Source organism: Streptomyces sp. NPDC003300 (genome assembly GCF_040610915.1).
Classification (GTDB): Bacteria; Actinomycetota; Actinomycetes; order Streptomycetales; family Streptomycetaceae; genus Actinacidiphila.
Genome location: NZ_JBEXNE010000032.1, coordinates 57,207 through 78,289, shown reverse-complemented (window position 1 = coordinate 78,289; position 21,083 = coordinate 57,207). Strand labels below are relative to the sequence as shown.

Below are 21,083 nucleotides of genomic sequence, written 5' to 3'. Positions count from 1 at the left end.
GGGGGCGGTGGGCCTCCCCGCGGGGGGGGGGGGCCCCCCTCCCCCTTTTGGTCTTTCGGCGCCCCGGCGCGCGGCCCCCCCCCGCCCCCCCCCCCCACCGCGAGGATGACCACGCCGACCACGCCGACGGCGGCGAGCAGCGGCTTGCGGGACGGGCCGGAGGGCGGTCCCTCGGCCGGGAGCGCGGCTCCGGGGCCGGTCTCGCGGGTGAGTTCGCGGGTGGCCTTCGCGTCGGGGGTCTCGGCGGGTGTTTCGCCCGCTTCGGTGGTGGGGGCCGATGCGGTGGTCGGCGCCGTGGTCGGGGCGGAGGCCGAGGCGGTGGTCAGTGCCGTGGTCGGGGCGGAGGCCGAGGCAGGAGTCGGGGCCGGGGCAGGGGTTGGGGCCGGGGCCGGGGCCTCCTCGGCCGATCCCTTTCCGGGCAACGTCGGCTCCTCGGACGTACCGCCCGCCTCCGCCGTACCGCCCGCCGCGGGCTCAGGCCGCGCGGCGGCGGCCGTCACCGGAGCGGACGACGTACCCGGGCGCGAGGAGGTGTCGGGGGCCGGGGGCGCCGCCGCACCGGTGGTCCGCGGCACCGCGGGCGTCAGCGCCTCGCCCGGATCGGCCGCCACGGGACCCAGCGTGACCGCCCGGCGCACGGACGAACCGCCCCTGGAGGAAGCCGAGTTCGCGCCGCCTTCGGTGGCGCGGGGCGTTCCGTCGGGGTCGGGTCGGGTCTGACGGCTGCTCATGGTTCTCCTTCGGCCTGGTGGTCAGTCGGTCGTGCGGCGCGGTGTCCTGCCCTGCGTGCCGGGCGTGCGGCCCGGATGTGCGATGCGGGCGGCTACCCGCTGCCGCCCACGGGCCCGACACAGCGCTCGGGCCAGCTCCGGCCCTCCTCGGCGGGCGGACCACCGGCGAGCGCGTCCTTCAGTTCGGCGAGCGCGGTGAGGTCCCGCGGGCTCAACTCCCGTGCTCCGTCCATGTACGTGGTCGCGTGCGCGGGCAGTTCCCGCAGCAGTACGACCGAGGTCCCGGCGGGTGCGGTCCACGTCCCCAGCACGCGGAATCCGGTGCCCGGCGCGAAGACGATCTCACCGTCCGCCGCCGCCAGATCGCCCACCTCGCGGCCGGTCGTCGACCAGATCGCGTAGCGCACGGCGGTCCCGCCCGCCGCCGGAATCCGGGCCAACGCCCCTATCGGCACCGGGTCCTGGAGCAGCGCGCCCAACCTCGGCTCGGCACCGCCCGCCGCGCCGCCGCGCAGGGCCACGCCCCGGTACGACGGCAGCCGCCGCAGCCCGGACGCCACGCACCCGGCGTACGCCTGCGACCGCGCCTCGCCCGCCCGCAGGCCGCGCGCCAACTCCCTTTGGCTCAGCGGCCCTTCGTCAGCCGACAGATACGCGCGCACCGCGACCAGATCGAGCCGCGCCGCCTCCCGCTCGTCCCCGCGCAGCGCGAGCTTCCGCTTCAACAGCCCGTCCACGGCTGCCGCGTGCCCCTCCCAGCCGTCCCCCACCAGCTCGCGGAACACCGCCCGTTGCGCGGCTGTGCTGATATGTCCGGGCAGCACGAGGCGGGGCTCCTCCCGCCTGACGGCCAACGGGGCCGGTGGCTCGGGCTGTTCGGGCCGTTCGGGCGGAGCGACCTGAGCGACGGGTGCGGGGTCGGGCTCGGAGTCGGGGGCGGAGGCGGGGTCGGGGGCGGAGGCGGAGGCGGGGCCAGGTGAGACGACGAGTGCGCGGACGAGTGCGGAGCCCCGCAGGGGCGCGGTGATCGCGGGTGCCGACCGCGTCGGACCGGGCCCCCGGCTGTTCGTGCGGGGGCCGGGGGCGACCGTACGGCCCGCCTCGGCCGTACCGTCGGGCCGTTCACCGCCCCGCTCCCCCGGAGCGCCCGGCGCGGAACGGTCGCGCGCGGCGACATCCGTCTCCGTCGTCGGCGTGCGGACGAGCGTTCCGTCGCCGCCGCTGTCCCCGGCCGGGGACGCGCTGTCGGTGGGCACGCTCGCGGCGGCCGGACGGCGTACGGGCTCCGCACCCGGCACCGGAGCCGGTGCCGTACCGGTCAACTCCCTGACAGCGGGCGGTCGTTCACGGGGAGCATCGGGCGGTACGGCCACGGGCGCGGGTGGGCCCGGGGACGCTGCCGGTCCTGGGCGGTCCTGATTCGGGCGGTCAGGTCCCGGACGGTCCTGGTTCGGGCGGGGCGGGGTCTGCCAGGGGGGCGGGGCCGGGCGGGCGGCGGTGACGTAGCGGATGCCGCGTACGCCGTGTTCGGCCGCGAGGCGGCGCAGTTCGGCTTCGCCGCTGGTGAGCCGTCCTCGCACGAGGAAGGTGGTCCTGGCGCGGGCCGTGGCGCCGAGGCCGGTGAGCAGGCGGGCCAGCGCGGTGAGCAGGGAGGCGTCCAACCGCTGTCCGGGCGCGCCGAGTTCGATGGCGCAGGTCTCGGGGTCGACGGCGGTTCCCACGAGCGGGGGGCGGGGCGTGCCCTGGGCCCACAGGGCGAGGCCGGAGCGCGTCACCGTCGCCTGCCAGCCGTCCGTGAGCCGTACGGTGCCCGGTTCTGTGCCGCCGGGGAGCCAGTCGGGCGGGAGGCTGCCGAGCAGCCGGGGCAGGGGCGTTCTGCCCCGGGCGTCGGTCGGGAGGCACGCGACGGCGGTGACGTACGGCTGCCAACTCGGTTCGCCGTCACGGCCGATCAGGGTCGGGCGGGGTACGGCGCCGGGCGGCGCGTGGTCGGCGAGCAGCGGCAGGCCCGTCAGGACGTCGACCCGGCTGTCCAGCGTGTCGGCGACCGTGTGGGCCAGACGCAGCAGGTCTGCCTGTCCGCCGGGTGCGAGGCACACGCGGGCGCGGTGTTCCGCCGGGAGCGCGGACAGGACGGCGGCGACCTCGTCGGCGGCGACGTCCTCCGCGTGCGGGGCGCCGACCAGCACGACGGCGTGCGCGGAGTCGAGCGGCACCGCGAAGCACAGGTCGTCGGGGCGCGGCCCGGGCGCGTCGGCGGGGCGGATCACCAGGCCCGCCGGAATCTGCTCGACCACGCAGCCGCCCGATGTCCGCGTGGGCACGCGGCCGACGGCCTCCTGCCAGGCCGGTGCGGGCGCGCGGGGGCCCAGCTTCCGGGGCGCCTCGCCGGGCGCGAAACGCCACCAGCCGCCCTCGGGACGGTCGTCGCCCCGGACGAAGAGGCTGCCGCCGGGCGTGATGAGGACGACGCCGTCCGGCGCGAACACCTCGAAGCCCCAACCGTCGGCGATCCTGCGGGCGGTGCCGGGGCGGCCCGGCCGGTCGTCGCCCGCGCCGGACAGGACGAGGCGGACGCGGCGGGTGCCCTGCGCGCGCAGCGAGTCCAGGAGGGTGACCAGGCGCGGCCAGTGGCCGCCGCCGTTGCCCTGCCCCGCGCCCTCCGAGCCGACCATGACGGTGACGATGTCCGCCTCGGCGCCGAAGGTGTGGGCCACTTCGGCCAGGACGGCCATCGGGAAGGAGTCGTCGTCCACCGAGCGGACCAGGAGGACGCCGTCGATGTCCTCGACGAGGGGGGCGGGGACGGACTCCGCCGCACCGGCGCCGCGGCTCGTACCGGCCGTAGCGCTCGTACGGGTCGCGCCGCCCGTACCGCTCGCGCCGCCGCCCTTGCGGGACAGGCGCGAGGCCCAACGGCTCATGCCTGGCCCTCCCCGTGGTCCCCGTACCGTGCCGTCGTGCGCGACGGCGACCCCGGCCGTCCCGCGCCCTGCTGGCTCATCACTGTCCTCGTTCGGTGAGTCGTTCCCGGCCGGTCACGCGAGCCTGCGTGCGCCGACGGGTCTCCGCGGACCGGGCGGATGCGTCCTCATCTCGCGCCACGAGAGACCGGCCCGCGCGGTGTCAGCGCGGGAGCGACGGGACAACGATGTCCGTCACCTCGCGCCGTACCGGACGCGTACCGCTCGCGGACGTGTGGGAGACACCCCACCACCTGCCCTCCCCTGCCCAATCCCGGCCGACCGGAACGACGTTGCTCGGCGGCCGGTGTACTGCCTATCCCTGTGGAGCGATAATCGGCCCTATTGGTTGGGTCATTCAGGCATCCAGATATATCAGACCCCAATGGCACCACGGTGTCGGACCGGCCAACGCCGCGTGGCCGCCCACCGTATGACCCGGGCGGGAGCACGGCGGCCGACCGCGACCGACGGCCCGGCCGGCCTTCCGGCCCTTCTCCCGCCTGCCCCTCCGGACGCTCAGCACGGGGCCCGATCGTGCTCAGACGGTGACCAACCCATGCTCAGCCACGGGGAATCGGGGATCGCCGTCAGTAACATCGCGTCCCGTCCCCCGCCTCCCGCACCCGAGTGCCGTCCCCGGCTCCCGTGACCGTCCACAGGAGAGGTCCGTGTCAGCGGCATTGCCATGCCTATTGACCTGTTTGGCGAGAAGTTAATTCGCTCCGTCCCGGCCGAGGAGCAGTTCACGTATCCCGTGAGCGTCGTTCTCTCGCTGCACCGCGAGCGGACCCCGGCCCTGCTGCGCGCCCTGCGCACCCACCACGTACTGCCCGCGCTGTGCCACCCCTGGGGCTCGGAATCCGCCTACCGCACGCTGCTGCGCAAGGCCGGGCCCCCCCTCGCCGTGCTGGACGTCCCGAGCCCGCGCGGGACCGGCGATCTGGGCCAGCGCGTCCACGCCCTCAGCCACCTGTCGTCCGTGGTGGTGCTGGTGCCCGACCGTACGGACTCCGCTGACCTGCTGCTGGCCGGCGCCGCCAACGTCATCCCGCGCGACACGGACCCCCGTGAACTGGCCGGCCGCATCCTCGCCGAACGGCGGTGGCTCGACACCAGGTCCTCGCCCCGCCGGCCGCCGGACGCACCGCGCCACGGATCGCCGCGCCCCCAACGCGGCACCCAGCAGGTCCTGTTCGACATCCTCCGCACGACCGCGCGCCCCTGGTGCTGCCACGACCTGTGCCTCCTGCTCGGCGCGGCCGACGAGCCGATGACCCGCCGCGCCTTGCAGGCCCGGATCGTACGGCTCAACGAGCGCTTGGCGCCTGACGGCATATCAGTCGACTGCGCCTCCCAGTGGGGCCGCACCACCTTCAGGGGCCTCACCGCCGAACCGCCGCGAGACGAAGCCCCATTGAGGCCCGCGTGAGGCCCTGACGTCGTGGCCCAGGCGGGCAAGGACGATCCCTCCCTGCGTAATCTCGCGGGTTACGCCTTCCTCGGCGGGGTCTTCTTCCTCGTCTCCGCACTGCGCCTCAAGCGCGCGGGCTCTGCCGCCTGAACGCCCCTGGCCGGGCTGCGCGTTGGCGCTCCCGCCCGCTTTCCTGACGACGCGTCGTCGTGGCTACGCGTCGTCGTGCCGTGCGGCCAGGATTCCGATCAGCCGCGCCCGTTCGGCCTCGGTCGCCCCCGGCAGCGTGATGCGGTCCTCGCCGACCTCCCACAGACCGTCGCGTCCGGTCGTTGCCGTGCCAGCCTGCCGCTGACCGCCGGGATCAACGTCGTCAGCACTCCCCCGATCACCAGCGCCGCCCACGAATGCGCGTCCCCCTTCGCCCCCTCCGGCGCCGCCTCGCCCCGCGGGCGCACCTCCCGTACCCCGTCCTCGTCCCCCGCCAGGAGCTCCGCCCTCAACCCCCGCGCGGCCCACTCCACTTCCCCGCCGTCCGCACCACCACTTCGACGCCCAACCCGCCCAATCCCCCAGAGGCGCTGTTAACTTGCGCTCATGTCCCCCTCAGACGACCTGCTCCGCCGGATCGCCCAGGACCCGGCACTGGCCGCGACGTTGGCGTGGCCCGGCGACTTCGACATCGAGCGCCGGGATCCCGTCGAGGATCTCGTCCTGCCCACCGGCATACCGCTGCACCCGATAGCCGGTTGCGGCGCCGGGGGCACGTACTTCCTGTGCGGGGACGCCGATACCGAGACGCGGCCGGTGCTGTACGCCGACTCCGAGGGCGGCGCCACGCTGATCGGTGACGACCTCGCCGAGGCCGTCACGCTCATCGCCGTGCTGCCCTTCTGGCGCGACCTGGCCGGCGGCTTCCCGATCGGCGAGCTGGCAGCCGAACTCCGCTCGGACCAGCCCGACTTCGACGCCCGCCGCGACCACCTCCTGGCCGCCCTCGCACTCCCCCCTCTCACCGAGGAACAGGCCGCCATCCGCCTGCGCACCACCGCCGCCCGCACCACCCCGCATTACCTCCCCTACGTCCCCGCCCCCGATCACCAGCCCTACGCCCCCCTCTTCCCGCCGCCTTGAGCACCGTCGTGACCACGGCCTTCCGCCGCTGATCAGAAGAGACGGGCCCGCACCGGCCGGGTGAGGTGGTCGAGGATCCGGCGCAGCCACGGCCTGCGGACGGCCGGCAGCCGGACGAGGGCGTACTCGAAGGCGTTCTGGTCGATCCGGAAGGGCGTGCCGGGGTGGGGCGCGAGCGGTTCGTCGCGCAGGACACCGTCGGGCATGACGCCGGACGCGATGAGGGGCAGGGGGGCCGGTTCGGGAAGGGCCAGGGAGAGCCAGACGCCGAACGGCAGGGGCACGCACTGAGCGGAGGCGTCCGGGCTCCAGATCTCCCCCGTCTGCGGGTGGGTGGGGACGAAGAGGATGTCGGCGTCCGCGCCGGACAGTCCCGGTCCCGCGAAGTCGGCGCGCAGGGCAGCCGGGCCTGCGGGAAGCAGTGTGTCGAGGGCACGTTGGAACACGTCCCTGGCCAGGCCGTTCGGGAGTGCCACGGTGCGACCGCCCGAGGCCACCAGCAGGTGGGCGAGCGCACGGCCGGCCGCCGCCTCCCACTGGGGGTTCCACGACCACCGGTGATACAGCCCACTCGATGATCCCCACGCGGTGATCGGTACGACCGGCGGCGTACTCCGCCCGTGCGCCGCCAGTTCCCCCCAGGACAGCGGTACGGCGTCGTCACCGTCGACGCGCACCCGCCGCACAGCGTCCGGAGCGAGCCACACCGCCTGCCAGAGCGAGCAGTCGTCGATCCGGGTCGCCACGGGCAGGCCGCACACCTCGCACACCATGTTGGGCCCGTCGCCCCCGGCGAGGCCGCAGCAGGCGCTCCCGTTCTCCTCCGGGACCAGCAGGGTGCCGCGGACGTCTCCGGGTGCGATGACGACCGCGCCGGGCACCCCGTAGGACAGCCCGGTGACCGGCGCGTAGACGCCCCGGGCCGCCGCCTCGTCCGGATCGATCTCCTCCCACCCCCGCCACGGCTGCCCGCTGGGCTCCGGGTCCACCGCGAACGTGCCCTGCGCCATGAGCACCGGGAGCTGCACCGCGTTCCCGGACTTCTGATACGCGTGGACCGGCAGCTCGACCTGCGACACCGGCGCGGTCACCTCACCGCCACATCCCGCACACGCGAAAACGAACAACCGTCCTCCCCCCTGCAAAACAGCCGCATCGTCGCATGACAGCGGCGACCGCCCCACCGGTTTTCCGCGCCGCTACGGCCGCCATGCGGTGATGCTCAGCCGGCCCGACAGCACAAGCGGCCTACGGGAGGCGGGAGGGGATAACCTTTTCGGCCTCAGCCGAGCCGTTGCAGGCGAAGGGCACGCGGTGCGCGAGGACGTCCCGGATGCCGCGCTGCAACGCGCCGTCCTGGGCCGCTGGAGCCCTCTGCACCGCGACTGGGGAACCAAGGTGGCCAAAAGACTTTTGCCAGGCGCGCCGCTGGTTGGGGTGGAGGGTGAATGAACCTCTGAATTTCATCGGGTTCACCTGCTGCATGGTGTCCATGGCGGTCATACGGGCGGCGTGGCCGCGTTCTCCCGAGTGGGTACCTCCGCTTGCCTCAGTGGCGATTGGCTACGCCTGCTGGTTGGCGTATCGCCTACTGAGAAGGAGGACGAGATGTCGGTACGCCTGCGGATTCGGTGCGGGCCCTGAGGCCGCGCACCTCCTCCGCCGCAGGTCAGACGGCCCTCCGCGCAAGCGGCTACACGTTAAAGCGGAATTCGACCACGTCGCCGTCCTGCATCACGTATTCCTTGCCCTCCATGCGGGCTTTGCCCTTGGCGCGGGCTTCGGCCACGGAGCCGGTGGAGACGAGGTCGGCGAAGGAGATGACCTCGGCTTTGATGAAGCCCTTTTGGAAGTCGGTGTGGATGACGCCGGCGGCCTCGGGAGCGGTGGCGCCGCGCTTGATGGTCCAGGCGCGGGATTCCTTGGGGCCGGCTGTGAGGTAGGTCTGGAGGCCGAGGGTCTCGAAGCCGACGCGGGCGAGGGTGGCGAGGCCGGGCTCCTCCTGGCCGACGGACTGGAGGAGTTCGAGGGCTTCGGCGTCGTCGAGCTCGACGAGGTCGGACTCGAGCTTGGCGTCGAGGAAGATCGCCTCGGCGGGGGCCACGAGGGCGCGCTGCTCGTTCTTGAAGTCCTCGTCGGCCAGCTCGTCCTCGTCGACGTTGAAGACGTAGAGGAACGGCTTGGTGGTGAGCAGGTGCAGCTCGTGGAGGAGGGTGCCCTGCTCGGTGCCCTTGGTGATGCCGCGCGAGAAGAGGGTGTCACCCGCGGCCAGGATCTCCTGGGCGGCCTCGGCGGCGGCGAGGACCGCGGCCTTCTCCTTCTGGAGGCGGGCCTCCTTGGTGAGGCGCGGGATCGCCTTCTCGACGGACTGGAGGTCGGCGAGGATCAGCTCGGTGTTGATCGTCTCGATGTCGTCCTTGGGCGAGACGCGGCCGTCGACGTGCACCACGTTGTCGTCCTTGAAGGCCCGGATGACCTGGCAGATCGCGTCGGACTCGCGGATGTTCGCGAGGAATTTGTTGCCCAGGCCCTCGCCCTCGGAGGCGCCGCGGACGATGCCCGCGATGTCCACGAAGTCAACGGTGGCGGGCAGCACCCGCGCCGACCCGAAGATCTCCGCGAGCGTGCCGAGGCGGGCGTCGGGGACGCCCACGACTCCGACGTTCGGCTCGATCGTGGCGAACGGGTAGTTGGCCGCCAGCACGTCGTTCTTGGTCAGGGCGTTGAAGAGCGTCGACTTGCCGACATTCGGCAGACCGACGATTCCGATGGAGAGCGACACGTGGAGACTTCCCGGAGCGGTGGGCTGGTGGGTGTTCGGACGGCCACCAGTCTACGGGCCGCCGCCGTACCGCCCGGCCGCCCGTCGAACACCGGCCCGAGGACGTCACCGCACCCGGTACGGGGACCGCTCCGAGGACGCGCGCGCCAAAAAGCCCCGCCCCGCCCCGGAGGGGCAAAGCGCGTGTCCCGCCGTGCGATCACCCGACTGCCGTGCCTACTGTAAGTAGGTGGACCAACACAGTGCGCGTTCAGGTGCCGCTCCGGGACCCGGCGGAGAGGCCGCAGTCGGGGTGTACCGCGCCCCGCGCCCCCGGCAGGCCGTCATGGCCACCGCGGTACGGCAGACCGTCCACCGGCTGCGTACCGCCCAGCGGCCCAGGCCACGGCTGACCGGCCTCGGCACCGGGCTGCTGACCACCGCCGTGACGGTCGCGGGCGGCGGGATCGACGTCCTGCTCTTCGACGGCCCCGGCGTCTTCTTCGGCCTGGTCTTCGTCGCGGTGTGCGTGGCGGCGGCGGTGTACGTACGCCCGTACGACCTGGTGGCGGCCCCGGTGGCGGCGCCGATCGCCTTCGCCGTGGGCATCGCGCTGACCGCCGACAGCGGGGGCGGCGGCCTGGCCGGTCATCTGCTCGGCGTCTTCACCGGGCTGGCGCTGATGACCGGCTGGCTCTACGCCGGGACGGTGCTGGCCGCCGCGATCGTCGGGATCAGAGCTTTGCGGCTGCCATCGCGGCGCCGACGATCCCCGCGTTGTTCTGCAGTTCAGCGGGAACGATCTCGGCGCTGATCCCCTTCACGAGGGGCAGGAACTTCTCCGACTTGCGGCTGACGCCGCCGCCGATCACGAACAGGTCGGGCGAGAAGAGCATCTCCACGTGCGCCAGGTACTTCTGGAGCCGGTGCGCCCAGTGCTCCCAGCTCAGGTCCTCGTCCTCGCGGGCCTTGACCGACGCCTTCTTCTCCGCGTCGTGCCCGTGCAGCTCCAGGTGGCCCAGTTCCGTGTTGGGCACCAGATTGCCGTCCACGAACAGGGCGCTGCCGATGCCGGTGCCCAGCGTCAGCATGATGACCGTGCCGCCCCGGCCGCGGCCCGCGCCGAACGTCATCTCCGCGACACCCGCCGCGTCCGCGTCGTTGAGCACCACCACGGGCAGGCCGAGGCGGTCGCCGAGCATGCCGCGCGCGTCCAGGCCGACCCAGCCGCCGTCCACGTTGGCCGCCGTACGGGTGGTGCCGTCCACCACCACCCCGGGGAAGGTCACGCCGACCGGGCCCGACCAGCCGAAGTGCTCGATGACCTGGTGCACCCCGTCGATCACCGACTCCGGAGTCGCGGGCTGAGGGGTGTCGATCTTGTAGCGATCGTCCGACAGGGCGCCCTGGTCCAGATCGACCGGAGCGCCCTTGATTCCCGTACCACCGATGTCCACACCGAACATATTCATGGCCCCCAGGTTAGAGGTGACGGGAAAAAGTCACCTCTTGGCGGATTCCCCGGCGGCGGCCTCGGCACGCAGATCGCGGCGCAGTTCCTTGGGCAGCGAGAACTGGATGGACTCCTCGGCGGAGGTCACCACCTGCACATCGGCGTAGCCGCGCTCGGCCAGCCAGTCCAGGACGCCGTCGACCAGGATCTCCGGGACGGACGCGCCGGAGGTGACGCCGACGGTGGTGACGCCGTCCAGCCACGCCTCGTCGCACTCCTCGGCGAAGTCGACCAGGTACGAGGCGCCGGCGCCGGACTGGAGGGCGACCTCGACCAGCCGGATGGAGTTGGAGGAGTTGCGCGAGCCGACCACGATCAGCAGGTCGGCGTCGGCGGCGATCTGCTTGACCGCGACCTGGCGGTTCTGCGTGGCGTAGCAGATGTCGTCGCTGGGCGGCGAGAGCAGGTTGGGGAAGCGCTCCTTGAGCGCGTCCACGGTTTCCATCGTCTCGTCCACCGACAGGGTGGTCTGGGAGAGCCAGACGACCTTGGACTCGTCGCGGACCGTGACCTTGGCGGCGTCGGCGGGGCCGTCGACCAGGTGCATGTGGTCGGGCGCCTCGCCCATCGTGCCGACGACCTCTTCGTGGCCGTCGTGGCCGATCAGCAGGATGTCGTAGTCGTCCTTGGAGTAGCGGACGGCTTCCTTGTGGACCTTGGTCACCAGCGGGCAGGTCGCGTCGATCGAGGCGAGGCTGCGCTGGGCGGCCTCCTCGTGGACGACGGGGGCCACGCCGTGCGCGGAGAAGATCACGATGGCGTTCTCGGGCACCTCGTCCGTCTCGTCGACGAAGATCGCGCCCTTCTTCTCCAGCGTCTGGACCACGTATTTGTTGTGCACGATCTGCTTGCGCACGTAGACCGGGGCGCCGTACTGCTCCAGCGCCTTCTCGACGGTGATCACGGCCCGGTCCACGCCCGCGCAGTACCCGCGGGGGGCGGCGAGGAGGACGCGGCGGGGGCTCGTAGCGGCAGTCATGGGGTCCATCGTACGGGGGCGCTGATCGCACGCGCGGGGGCGTACGGGGGTGCGGCCGTTCGGCGGCGGTGTCGGTCACGCCCACTACGCTGCGGGCATGGCTCTGAACACCTCGGCGCAGACGCCGATCCCCGTCGGTGAGGTGTCGCGGCTGATCGGCGGCTGGATCGACCGGCTGGGCGCGGTGTGGGTGGAGGGGCAGATCACCCAGTTGTCGCGGCGGCCGGGCGCGGGCGTGGTGTTCATGACGCTGCGCGACCCCTCGCACGACGTGTCGATCACGGTGACGTGCTTCCGCGGTGTCTTCGAGCAGGTCGCGGACGTGGTCGGCGAGGGCGCGCGGGTGGTGATGCACGCCAAGCCCGAGTGGTACGGGCCGCGCGGCCAGCTCTCGCTGCGCGCGGTGGAGATCCGCCCGGTCGGGGTGGGCGAACTGCTGGCGCGCCTGGAGCAGTTGAAGAAGACGCTGGCGGCCGAGGGGCTCTTCGCGCTGGACCGCAAGCGGCCCATACCGTTTCTGCCGCAGCTCATCGGCCTGGTGACCGGCCGCGCCTCGGCGGCCGAGCGGGACGTGCGGGAGAACGCGCGGCTGCGCTGGCCCGCCGTCCGCTTCGAGGTGCGCAATGTGCCGGTGCAGGGCGCGAGCGCGGTGCCGCGGGTGATCGAGGCGGTACGGGAGCTGGACGCGCGGCCGGATGTCGACGTGATCGTGGTGGCGCGCGGCGGCGGCAGCGTCGAGGACCTGCTGCCGTTCTCCGACGAGGAGCTGGTCCGCGCGGTCGCGGCCTGCCGGACCCCGGTGGTCTCGGCGATCGGCCACGAGCCGGACTCGCCGCTGCTCGACCTGGTCGCCGACCTGCGGGCGTCCACCCCGACCGACGCGGCCAAGCGGATCGTGCCGGATGTGCGCGAGGAGCTGGCGCGCGTCCAGCTGGTACGGGACCGGGCGCTGCGTGTGATGCGCGGGCTGCTGGACCGGGAGGAGCGCGGCCTGGAGGCGGCGCTGAGCCGTCCGTCGATGGCGGCGCCGTACGGGATGATCGACGGCCGCGCGGCGGAGGTGGCCGACCGGGTGGACCGGGCCCGCCGTACGCTGCGCCATCTGCTGGAGCGCGCCGACGCGGATCTCTCGCACACCCTGGCGCGGGTGGTCGCGCTGTCCCCGGCCGCGACGCTGCGCCGCGGGTACGCGGTGCTCCAGCGCGAGGACGGCTCGGTGGTACGGGACCCGGCGGAGGTGGCCCCGGACGACGCGCTGCGGGCGCGGGTGGCCGAGGGCGACTTCACGGTGCGCGTCACGGAGTGATGCCGGGGTGGGCGTGGGCGGCGCGCGGTGATGTCGGCGGCGCGCGGTTCGGCAGCGCGCGGTTCGGCAGCGCGCGGTTCGGCAGCGCGCGGTTCGGTGTCGTCACGCGGTGATGTCGGTGTGCGCGTCGCCTGACCTGTCCCACCCCGCGCCTAGGCTTGCCCCCATGGCAGACACGGCAGGCACCACCGATACGGCGGACCGGGAGAGCGGCAGCGCGGCCCTCGGGTACGAGCAGGCGCGCGACGAGCTGGTGGACGTCGTACGGCGGCTGGAAGCGGGCGGCGCGACCTTGGAGGAGTCCCTGGCCCTGTGGGAGCGGGGCGAGGAGCTGGCCAAGGTCTGCCGCCGCTGGCTGGAGGGCGCGCGGGCCCGGCTGGACGCGGCGCTGGCGGCGGAGGAGGACGACGAGGAGGCGGAAGACGTCACGGGGACCGCACAGGAGTGACAGGGGTCACACTTGCCCCAGGGAATGGTTGAACGTTCACCCAGGTTGGTCGGAGTGTTCCGACGCGCCGCCCCCCCGGCGCGCGCCCCTCGCACGACCGAAAGACCTGAGGATCCCGCATGACTCTCGTGCTCGACACCGCCGCCCAGGACCTGCTCTTCCGTGAGGCCCGCACCGCCAACACGTTCACCGACGAGCCGGTGACCGACGAGCAGGTCCAGGCCATCTACGACCTGGTGAAGTACGCGCCGACCGCGTTCAACCAGCAGCCGCTGCGCGTCGTCCTGGCCCGTACCGAAGAGGGGCGCGAGCGCCTGGTGCGGCACATGAGCGAGGGCAACAAGGCGAAGACGTCGACCGCGCCGCTGGTGGCGATCCTGGCCGCGGACAACGAGTTCCACGAGGAGCTGCCCACCCTGCTCCCGGTCTTCCCGCAGGCCAAGGACCTGATCTTCGCCGAGCGCCCGGTCCGCGAGCAGTCCGCCGCGCTGAACGCCGCGCTCCAGGTCGGCTACTTCATCATCGGCGTCCGCGCCGCCGGTCTGGCCGCCGGCCCGATGACCGGCTTCGACGCCGACGGCATCAACAAGGAGTTCTTCGCGGACGGCGAGCACTCGGTGCTGGCCGTGGTCAACATAGGCAAGCCGGGCGAGGCCGCCTGGTACGACCGCAACCCGCGCCTGTCGTACGAGCAGGTCGTGACGACCGTCTGATCCGTACGACGGACCGACGTATGTCCGTATGACCGGGCACCTGGTCACACGTACGTCCGTATGACCGGCTACCGGTGGGACGTATGTCCATACGACCGGCCGCCCCCGGTGGGACGTATGTCCGTATGACCGGCTACCGATTACTGGCCGCCGCGCTCCTTCAGCGCGGCGGCCATCGTCGTCAGCTCCGCGTCCTTGCCGGTGCCCAGTACCACCGTGGTGACGCCCTGCTCCTTGCGGACCAGCGCGTTGTACTTCGGCCCCGCGTAGCGCTCCCAGACCAGGCCGCCCGCCGTGACCGTACGGCCGCCGTCGCGGTGCGCGCCGAAGGTGACGTCCTTGATGTACGGCTCGGCCGCGGCGTTGCTCTGCTCGACGGCGACGTACTGGTCCTCGGGGTCGACGAAGCCGATGTGCCAGGTCACCGCCTGCGGGTCGGCCGCGCTGTAGGTGACCGAGGTGGCCCGCCAGGTCGCGGGCAGCCCCTCGGGCCCCGCCACCTTGTACGGCGCGTCGCGCCGCGCCTGGCCGAGCTCCACCGAGAAGGTGACCGGCTTGGTCGGGTCGGCCTTCGAGTCGTGCGGGATGAACACGTAGATGAGGGCGGCGACGGCGCCGATCACCGCCATCGACAGCACCAGGTCCCGCACGGTCTTGTTGCCACGTTTGTCTGCTGCCACCCGACCATCGTCCCCCATGCCGGGAACGGCCCCGGACGCCGGGGTCCGCACCCTCCACGGGCCCCGGCCCGCACCGGGCACCAGGCGCTCATGTGACGTGCACCCTGCTCATATTCGCGCCGAACCGATAGGGTCGGAACACCCTCATATTCCGGCCGTCCTCGTACAGAAAGGTGCGCGTGATGACCGAACAGCATTTGCCGCCCCAGCTCGAAGTGAGCCCGGAGGCCCCCGACCGCAACCTGGCACTGGAACTCGTACGCGTCACCGAGGCCGCCGCGATGGCGGCCGGACGCTGGGTCGGCAGGGGCGACAAGAACGGGGCCGACGGCGCCGCGGTGAACGCGATGCGCACCCTCGTCCACACCGTCTCGATGAACGGCGTCGTCGTCATCGGCGAGGGCGAGAAGGACGAGGCGCCGATGCTCTACAACGGCGAGCGGATCGGTGACGGCACCGGGCCCGAGTGCGATGTCGCCGTCGACCCGGTGGACGGCACCACGCTGACCGCCAAGGGCATGCCGAACGCGGTGGCGGTGCTCGCCGTCGCCGACCGCGGCACCATGTTCGACCCCTCGGCCGTCTTCTACATGGACAAGCTGGTGGTCGGCCCCGAGGCCGCCGAGTACGTCGACATCACCGCGCCGCCCGCGGTCAATGTGCGCCGGGTCGCCAAGGCCAAGGGCAGCGCGCCCGAGGACGTCACCGTCGTGGTGCTCGACCGGCCGCGGCACGACGGCATCGTGAAGGAGATCCGCGAGACCGGCGCCCGGATCAAGTTCATCGCCGACGGCGACGTGGCGGGCGCGATCATGGCGGTGCGCGAGGGCACCGGCGTGGACATGCTGCTGGGCATCGGGGGCACGCCCGAGGGCATCATCGCGGCCTGCGCGATCACCTGCCTCGGCGGCACGATCCAGGGCAGGCTGTGGCCCAAGGACGACGCCGAGCGGCGCCGGGCGCTGGACGCCGGGCACGACCTGGACCGGATTCTGCACACCAAGGACCTGGTCAGCGGCGAGAACGTCTTCTTCGTCGCCACCGGGATCACCGACGGCGAACTGCTGCGCGGGGTGCGGTACCGCGCGGAGACCGCCACCACCTCGTCGCTGGTGATGCGCTCCAAGTCCGGCACGATCCGGCAGATCGACTCCACGCACCGGCTGTCCAAACTGCGGGCGTACAGCGCGATCGACTTCGACCGGGCGCGCTGAGGCTCACTCCCCGCCTTCGGTACGTCCTTCGGTATGTCGGCTGCCGCCTGCCGCGGCGCACTCGGGCCCCGTATTCCCGGATGCGGCGCGGCGGGCGGCGCCCGGCCGACGAAACTCCTGAGCCGCTGAGCCGTACGGTCAGCCCGCGGCGGCGATCTGCGGGTCGGGGCGCTGGAGTTCGACCTCGCGACGGCGGCGGCGGGCCAGCACCACGCGGCGCTCGGCGGCGGTCATGCCGCCCCACACCCCGTACGGTTCCGGCTGGAGCAGGGCGTGTTCGCGGCATTCGAGCATCACCGGGCAGCGCGCGCACACGCGTTTGGCCGCCTCCTCCCGGGACAGACGAGCGGCAGTGGGCTCCTTCGACGGGGCGAAGAACAGCCCCGCCTCGTCACTGCGGCAGGCGGCCTCCGAGTGCCAGGGCCCGCCCAGATCCCGCGGATGACCGGGCGGGTAGGCGGTGTCCGTGACGGGCTCGATCGGTTGAAGCACGGGATACTCCTGACGACGGCTCGGCGATTGCCACCCTGGCGCGTCACCGACCACTCCCCCGGCGGGCGCGGATCTCAACGGCGGCAGTGCGGCGGCGTGCTCGAACCCCTACCCGCTGTACGCGACTTCATGCGCACCGTGTTCGCCCGGCGCGAGAGCCCCGCAAGCCTGTGACCTGCGGATGGCGGAAACACGCACGATGCTTGGCGCACTTACGCACCATCAATCACAGCCGTTACGGAGTCGGGGGGCGTGAAACCGCCGCTGCCCGCTCACCCGTGCGCGAGGCCGCCTCACCCCGGCGCCGGAGGCTCCCCCGACCGGTCCCGCGCCTCAGCTCTCGAGGTTCTTCTTCGTCCAGTCCTTGACCTTCTTGCCGCGCTTGGCCTTCGCCTCGACGCCGCCCCAGAAGGCGAAGCCGTCGATGCGGACCACCGGCGCGTCGGCGTCCGGCGCCTCGAACGCCTTGACGTCGGAGCCGCCCATGATGCCGACGACCCCGCCGCCGCGCAGCGTCACGTTCTCCGGCAGCTTGACGCTGATGCCGCCCATGATCGCGGTGCAGTGGATGACCAGTTCGGGCGAGGTGAAGGTGGCCTCGGTGAGGTCGATCTCGACGCCGCCCATGATCGCGACCGCGGTGATCCGGTGGCCGACGCGCCAGCGGCCCTTGCGCTCGGCCCCGCCGAGGATGCCGACCAGGTTCGGGTTCTCGCCGCTGGGGTCGGGGGCGTAGTGGTAACCGCCGCGGGCCGCGGGGGCGGGCGCCGGGGCGCTGGTCCTGCCCACCGGCAGATCCCGTACCAGCGGCTCCAGTTCGCCCATCGTCTTGGCCGCGTAGACCTGGTCGAGCCGCTCGGAGTGCTCCGACGAGTCCAGACGGCCCTCGGCCAGGGCCTCGCGCAGGATGTCGGCGATCCGGTCCCGGTCCGCGTCCGACGCCCGCAGGTCCGCTTCCGCGGTGGGCTTGCCCGTACGCACCGGCTGGGGCTGCTCTTGCGCGCGTTTCTGGAGCTGCGATTCGTCCACGTCCCTACGGTACACAGACGCGATAGATCGCGACTACCCCGAAGTACCCCCTAGGGGTCCGGCCCGCCCGGCCGTTCGGGGGCGTTCTAGAATCGGGAGGCCGCAGCGCCGCCGCCGAGTGAGGAATGCCCCATGCCTGAGTTCGCCTACACGGATCTGCTTCCCCTCGGCGAGGACCCCACCACGTACCGCCTGCTCACCGCCGAGGGTGTCAGCACCTTCGAGGCGGACGGGCGTACGTTCCTCACGGTCGATCCGGAGGCGCTGCGGCTGCTCGCGGCCGAGGCGATGCACGACATCTCCCACTACCTGCGCCCGACCCACCTCGCGCAGCTCCGCCGCATCCTGGACGACCCGCAGGCGAGCCCCAACGACAAATTCGTCGCGCTCGACCTGCTGAAGAACGCGAACATCGCGGCGGCCGGCGTGCTCCCGATGTGCCAGGACACCGGTACGGCGATCGTCATGGGCAAGCGCGGCCAGCAGGTCCTCACCGCGGGCGGCGACGAGGAGGCGCTGTCGCGCGGGATCTACGACGCGTACACCAAGCTCAATCTGCGCTACTCGCAGATGGCCCCGCTGACGATGTGGGACGAGAAGAACACCGGCTCCAACCTGCCCGCGCAGATCGAGCTGTACGCGACGGACGGCGGCGCGTACAAGTTCCTCTTCATGGCCAAGGGCGGTGGCAGCGCCAACAAGTCCTTCCTCTACCAGGAGACGAAGGCGGTGCTGAACGAGGCGTCGATGATGAAGTTCCTTGAGGAGAAGATCCGTTCGCTGGGTACGGCGGCCTGTCCGCCGTACCACCTGGCGATCGTGGTGGGCGGGACCAGCGCCGAATTCGCCCTGAAGACGGCCAAGTACGCGTCCGCGCACTACCTGGACGAGCTGCCCGCCGAGGGCTCGGCGGCCGGACACGGCTTCCGGGACAAGGAGTTGGAGCAGAAGGTCTTCGAGCTGACGCAGAAGATCGGGATCGGGGCGCAGTTCGGCGGGAAGTACTTCTGCCACGACGTGCGGGTGGTGCGGCTGCCGCGGCACGGCGCGTCGTGCCCGGTCGCCATCGCGGTCTCCTGCTCGGCGGACCGGCAGGCGCTGGCGAAGATCACCGCAGAGGGTGTCTTCCTGGAGCAGTTGGAGACGGACCCGGCGCGTTTCCTGCCGGAGACCACCGACGAGCACCTGGACGACGACGTCGTACGCGTCGACCTCAACCGGCCGATGGACGAGATCCGCGCCGAGCTGACCAAGTACCCCGTGAAGACCCGGCTTTCGCTGTCCGGGCCGCTGGTCGTGGCCCGCGACATCGCGCACGCCAAGATCAAGGAGCGGCTGGACGCGGGCGAGGAGATGCCGCAGTACCTGCGCGACCACGCCGTCTACTACGCGGGCCCGGCCAAGACGCCCGAGGGGTACGCCTCGGGCTCCTTCGGGCCGACCACCGCGGGCCGGATGGACGCCTACGTCGAGCAGTTCCAGGCCGCGGGCGGCTCCTTCGTGATGCTCGCCAAGGGCAACCGCAGCAAGCAGGTCACCGACGCGTGCGCCGCCCACGGCGGCTTCTACCTCGGCTCCATCGGCGGCCCGGCCGCCCGCCTCGCCCAGGACTGCATCAAGCGGGTCGACGTCCTCGAATACGCCGAGCTCGGCATGGAAGCCGTCTGGAAGATCGAGGTCGAGGACTTCCCCGCCTTCGTCGTCGTCGACGACAAGGGCAACGACTTCTTCCAAGACCCTTCCCCCTCCCCCACCTTCACCACCATCCCCCGCCGCCAAGGCGCCTGACCCCTGCGGGAAGCTCACCGCCTACGGCTCTGCCGCCCCGCCGGGGGGCCGCGCCGCGGGGCGCGCACGGCACGGGGGCGGTAGCCGCGGGCGCGTGCGGCACGGGAACGGGCGGGTACCGCCCTGTGGGGCGGTGGCGGCACGGGTGCGTGCTGTCGCCGCCGCGGGGGGGGCGGGCGCGCGCCATTGGGTAGCCGCGGCGGCGGCAGGCGCGGACGCGCACGGCGCAGGCACGGGCAGGTACCGCCCTGCGGGGCGGTGGCGGCACGGGAGCCGCGACGGCGCCAGCGCGGCACGGGTGCGTGCAGACCCGCGGGGGGCGGACCTCCGCAGAGGCGGGCACGGGCACGTACCACCCTGCGGGGCGGCACCCGCACGTGCCGCACGGGCGGCCCGGCGGGGGGACCGCTGATTACGACAGCGCGTGGCGCTGGGGGTCGGTGGTGAACGCCAGCGCGTGGCGCCGGGGGTTGGTATAGGCCAAGGGCAGGGGGTGGACCTTCACGAAATCCGCAAAAAGTGGAGGGCTTGCAGGCCAGGGTGGTCGGGGGGTGGCGGAATGCCCGGCTCGCGCAGCGGGGCCGATTCATCAACCGTTGACATGTCCTTAGCGGGAGCGGAACATTCCGTACCTGGGAGAGCGCTCTCCCAACTGACGGCCCGTCATGACGCCTGCCGCCACGTCGTGCCGTCAGCCCCCCATGCGCACCATCAAGCAGGAGGTCTCCATGGCACGGAGGACCAGAAGGATCCCGGGGCTGCTCATAGCCCTGTCACTCGCCGCTACCGGCCTCGGTATCGGCGGGGTCGCGATGACGACCGGAAACGCTTCCGCCAGCACACCGGCCGCCGCGGACCACGCGGCCGACCACGCCGGGATGCCCGGCATGGCGATGCCGCTGACCGGCAACGGACTGGCGTCCGGCGACGACCCGGACGGCGACGGCTACATCATGGCGAACCCGCCGGTCACCGGCGTGACACCGTCGACGTACGAGCCGCCGCACGCGTACTTCCACGAGTTCCAGGCCCAGTGTGCCCCCACGCACACGGCGCCGGACGACCCGATCGTCTTCCCCGGCCAGCCGGGGGCGTCGCACGACCACACCTTCATGGGCAACACCAGCACGAACGGCAACTCCACGACGGCCTCGCTGGAGACCGGTAACACGGTGTGTCTGGCGCCCGGCGACAAGTCGGCGTACTGGATGCCGAGTCTGTTCAAGGGCACGCAGAAGATCCTGCCGGTCGGCACGCAGACGATCTACTACAAGTCGTCCGTGAACGACTACACCAGCGTCCGCCCCTTCCCCAAGGGCCTGCGCTTCGTGGTCGGCAGCCCGAGCCAGACGCAGGACGAGTTCCAGCACCTCAAGGGCACCGTCGAGGGCTGGGAGTGCGGGACCAGTTACCACAACTGGAACATCCCGGTGAGCTGCCCCAACACGCCTGACACGCAGCTCAACATCCGCCTCCAGGCGCCGAGTTGCTGGGACGGCATCCACCTGGACGTGCCGGACCACAAGAGCCACATGGCCTACCCGGTCGCCGGCGGCGCCAACCAGAACGTCTGCCCGGCCGACCACCCGGTCGCCCTGCCGATGATCGAGTTCAAGATGGCCTGGCCGGTGAACGGCGACATGTCGCAGGTCCACCTCTCCAGTGGCCAGGGCTTCTCCTTCCACTACGACTTCTTCAACGACTGGGACGCCCCGACCCTCAACGCGCTGGTCACCCACTGCATCAACGGTGGACTCCAGTGCGACGCCCGCGGTTACGACCAGTCGCAGCCTCAGAAGGGCGCGGCTCTGAACCAGAACTACCAACTGCCGTAAGCCCGGACACCGCGCTCTCCCGCGCGGGCCGGGCTTTACCCGACCCCGTGGGAGAGCGCTCTCCGGAAACCTGTCCCCCCAAC

At 72.4% G+C, this 21,083-nt stretch carries 19 protein-coding genes; 10 read left to right on the top strand and 9 right to left on the bottom strand.

The window, feature by feature from the left end; genetic code table 11:
• Positions 1–105 precede the first annotated feature (105 nt).
• Positions 106–720, top strand: a complete 615-nt coding sequence (locus ABZX65_RS32005; protein ID WP_355347996.1) for a hypothetical protein — start codon at positions 106–108, stop codon at positions 718–720.
• 103 nt (positions 721–823) lie between these two features.
• Here ABZX65_RS32005 and ABZX65_RS32000 read toward each other — a convergent pair whose 3' ends face one another.
• Positions 824–3,655, bottom strand: coding sequence for a hypothetical protein (locus ABZX65_RS32000; RefSeq protein ID WP_355347993.1), 2,832 nt, complete (start codon positions 3,653–3,655; stop codon positions 824–826).
• A gap of 727 nt (positions 3,656–4,382) precedes the next feature.
• On the opposite strand from ABZX65_RS32000, the gene ABZX65_RS31995 reads away from it, so the two are divergent.
• Positions 4,383–5,126, top strand: coding sequence for a hypothetical protein (locus tag ABZX65_RS31995; protein ID WP_355347990.1), 744 nt, complete (start codon positions 4,383–4,385; stop codon positions 5,124–5,126).
• A 579-nt stretch (positions 5,127–5,705) separates the two neighbouring features.
• Entirely contained in the window at positions 5,706–6,242 is a 537-nt protein-coding gene (locus tag ABZX65_RS31990) for a hypothetical protein (RefSeq protein WP_355347987.1), read from the top strand.
• 32 nt (positions 6,243–6,274) lie between these two features.
• Here ABZX65_RS31990 and ABZX65_RS31985 read toward each other — a convergent pair whose 3' ends face one another.
• The 3 genes from ABZX65_RS31985 to ychF all read right to left on the bottom strand — a co-directional run bounded on the left by ABZX65_RS31985 (position 6,275) and on the right by ychF (position 9,024).
• Positions 6,275–7,369 carry a hypothetical protein gene (locus ABZX65_RS31985; protein ID WP_355347984.1) on the bottom strand — a complete coding sequence of 365 codons (1,095 nt, stop codon included), beginning with the start codon at positions 7,367–7,369 and terminating at the stop codon, positions 6,275–6,277.
• Between the two features lie 121 nt (positions 7,370–7,490).
• On the bottom strand, positions 7,491–7,745 hold the full coding sequence (locus ABZX65_RS31980) for a hypothetical protein (RefSeq protein WP_355347981.1): 255 nt from the start codon (positions 7,743–7,745) through the stop codon (positions 7,491–7,493).
• 190 nt (positions 7,746–7,935) lie between these two features.
• The gene (gene ychF, locus ABZX65_RS31975) at positions 7,936–9,024 is read right to left on the bottom strand and encodes a redox-regulated ATPase YchF (RefSeq protein ID WP_355347978.1); all 1,089 of its coding nucleotides are present in this window, start codon (positions 9,022–9,024) and stop codon (positions 7,936–7,938) included.
• A gap of 229 nt (positions 9,025–9,253) precedes the next feature.
• On the opposite strand from ychF, the gene ABZX65_RS31970 reads away from it, so the two are divergent.
• Positions 9,254–9,817 carry a DUF6542 domain-containing protein gene (locus tag ABZX65_RS31970; RefSeq protein WP_355347975.1) on the top strand — a complete coding sequence of 188 codons (564 nt, stop codon included), beginning with the start codon at positions 9,254–9,256 and terminating at the stop codon, positions 9,815–9,817.
• On the opposite strand, the gene ppgK is transcribed toward ABZX65_RS31970, so the two are convergent.
• Positions 9,738–10,475: a polyphosphate--glucose phosphotransferase gene (ppgK, locus tag ABZX65_RS31965; protein WP_355347972.1), complete on the bottom strand. Its 738-nt coding sequence runs from the start codon at positions 10,473–10,475 to the stop codon at positions 9,738–9,740. The genes ABZX65_RS31970 and ppgK overlap by 80 nt on opposite strands.
• A 30-nt stretch (positions 10,476–10,505) precedes the next feature.
• Complete coding sequence (locus ABZX65_RS31960) at positions 10,506–11,504, bottom strand: 4-hydroxy-3-methylbut-2-enyl diphosphate reductase (protein ID WP_355347969.1); 999 nt, start codon at positions 11,502–11,504, stop codon at positions 10,506–10,508.
• A gap of 88 nt (positions 11,505–11,592) precedes the next feature.
• On the opposite strand from ABZX65_RS31960, the gene xseA reads away from it, so the two are divergent.
• From xseA to ABZX65_RS31945, 3 genes are all read left to right on the top strand, one after another.
• Positions 11,593–12,801, top strand: a complete 1,209-nt coding sequence (xseA, locus tag ABZX65_RS31955) for an exodeoxyribonuclease VII large subunit (protein WP_355347966.1) — start codon at positions 11,593–11,595, stop codon at positions 12,799–12,801.
• A gap of 166 nt (positions 12,802–12,967) precedes the next feature.
• On the top strand, positions 12,968–13,249 hold the full coding sequence (locus ABZX65_RS31950) for an exodeoxyribonuclease VII small subunit (protein WP_355347963.1): 282 nt from the start codon (positions 12,968–12,970) through the stop codon (positions 13,247–13,249).
• Between the two features lie 119 nt (positions 13,250–13,368).
• Positions 13,369–13,962, top strand: a complete 594-nt coding sequence (locus ABZX65_RS31945; protein ID WP_355347960.1) for a malonic semialdehyde reductase — start codon at positions 13,369–13,371, stop codon at positions 13,960–13,962.
• A 140-nt stretch (positions 13,963–14,102) separates the two neighbouring features.
• Here the strand turns inward: ABZX65_RS31945 and ABZX65_RS31940 are convergent, their stop codons facing one another.
• Entirely contained in the window at positions 14,103–14,642 is a 540-nt protein-coding gene (locus ABZX65_RS31940; RefSeq protein WP_355347957.1) for a DUF4245 domain-containing protein, read from the bottom strand.
• 182 nt (positions 14,643–14,824) lie between these two features.
• On the opposite strand from ABZX65_RS31940, the gene glpX reads away from it, so the two are divergent.
• Positions 14,825–15,856: a class II fructose-bisphosphatase gene (glpX, locus tag ABZX65_RS31935; protein ID WP_355347954.1), complete on the top strand. Its 1,032-nt coding sequence runs from the start codon at positions 14,825–14,827 to the stop codon at positions 15,854–15,856.
• Positions 15,857–15,994: 138 nt separating this feature from the next.
• Here the strand turns inward: glpX and ABZX65_RS31930 are convergent, their stop codons facing one another.
• Both ABZX65_RS31930 and ABZX65_RS31925 read right to left on the bottom strand, forming a co-directional pair.
• A complete protein-coding gene (locus tag ABZX65_RS31930) occupies positions 15,995–16,336 on the bottom strand; it encodes a WhiB family transcriptional regulator (protein WP_317452644.1) in 342 nt (113 codons plus the stop codon).
• A 345-nt stretch (positions 16,337–16,681) separates the two neighbouring features.
• Entirely contained in the window at positions 16,682–17,377 is a 696-nt protein-coding gene (locus ABZX65_RS31925; RefSeq protein ID WP_355347952.1) for a DUF1707 domain-containing protein, read from the bottom strand.
• A 132-nt stretch (positions 17,378–17,509) separates the two neighbouring features.
• Here ABZX65_RS31925 and ABZX65_RS31920 point away from each other — a divergent pair, with 132 nt between their 5' ends.
• Together ABZX65_RS31920 and ABZX65_RS31915 are read left to right on the top strand one after the other, a co-directional pair.
• A complete protein-coding gene (locus tag ABZX65_RS31920; protein ID WP_355347949.1) occupies positions 17,510–19,165 on the top strand; it encodes a fumarate hydratase in 1,656 nt (551 codons plus the stop codon).
• A gap of 728 nt (positions 19,166–19,893) precedes the next feature.
• The gene (locus tag ABZX65_RS31915) at positions 19,894–21,000 is read left to right on the top strand and encodes a DUF1996 domain-containing protein (protein ID WP_355347946.1); all 1,107 of its coding nucleotides are present in this window, start codon (positions 19,894–19,896) and stop codon (positions 20,998–21,000) included.
• Positions 21,001–21,083 lie beyond the last annotated feature (83 nt).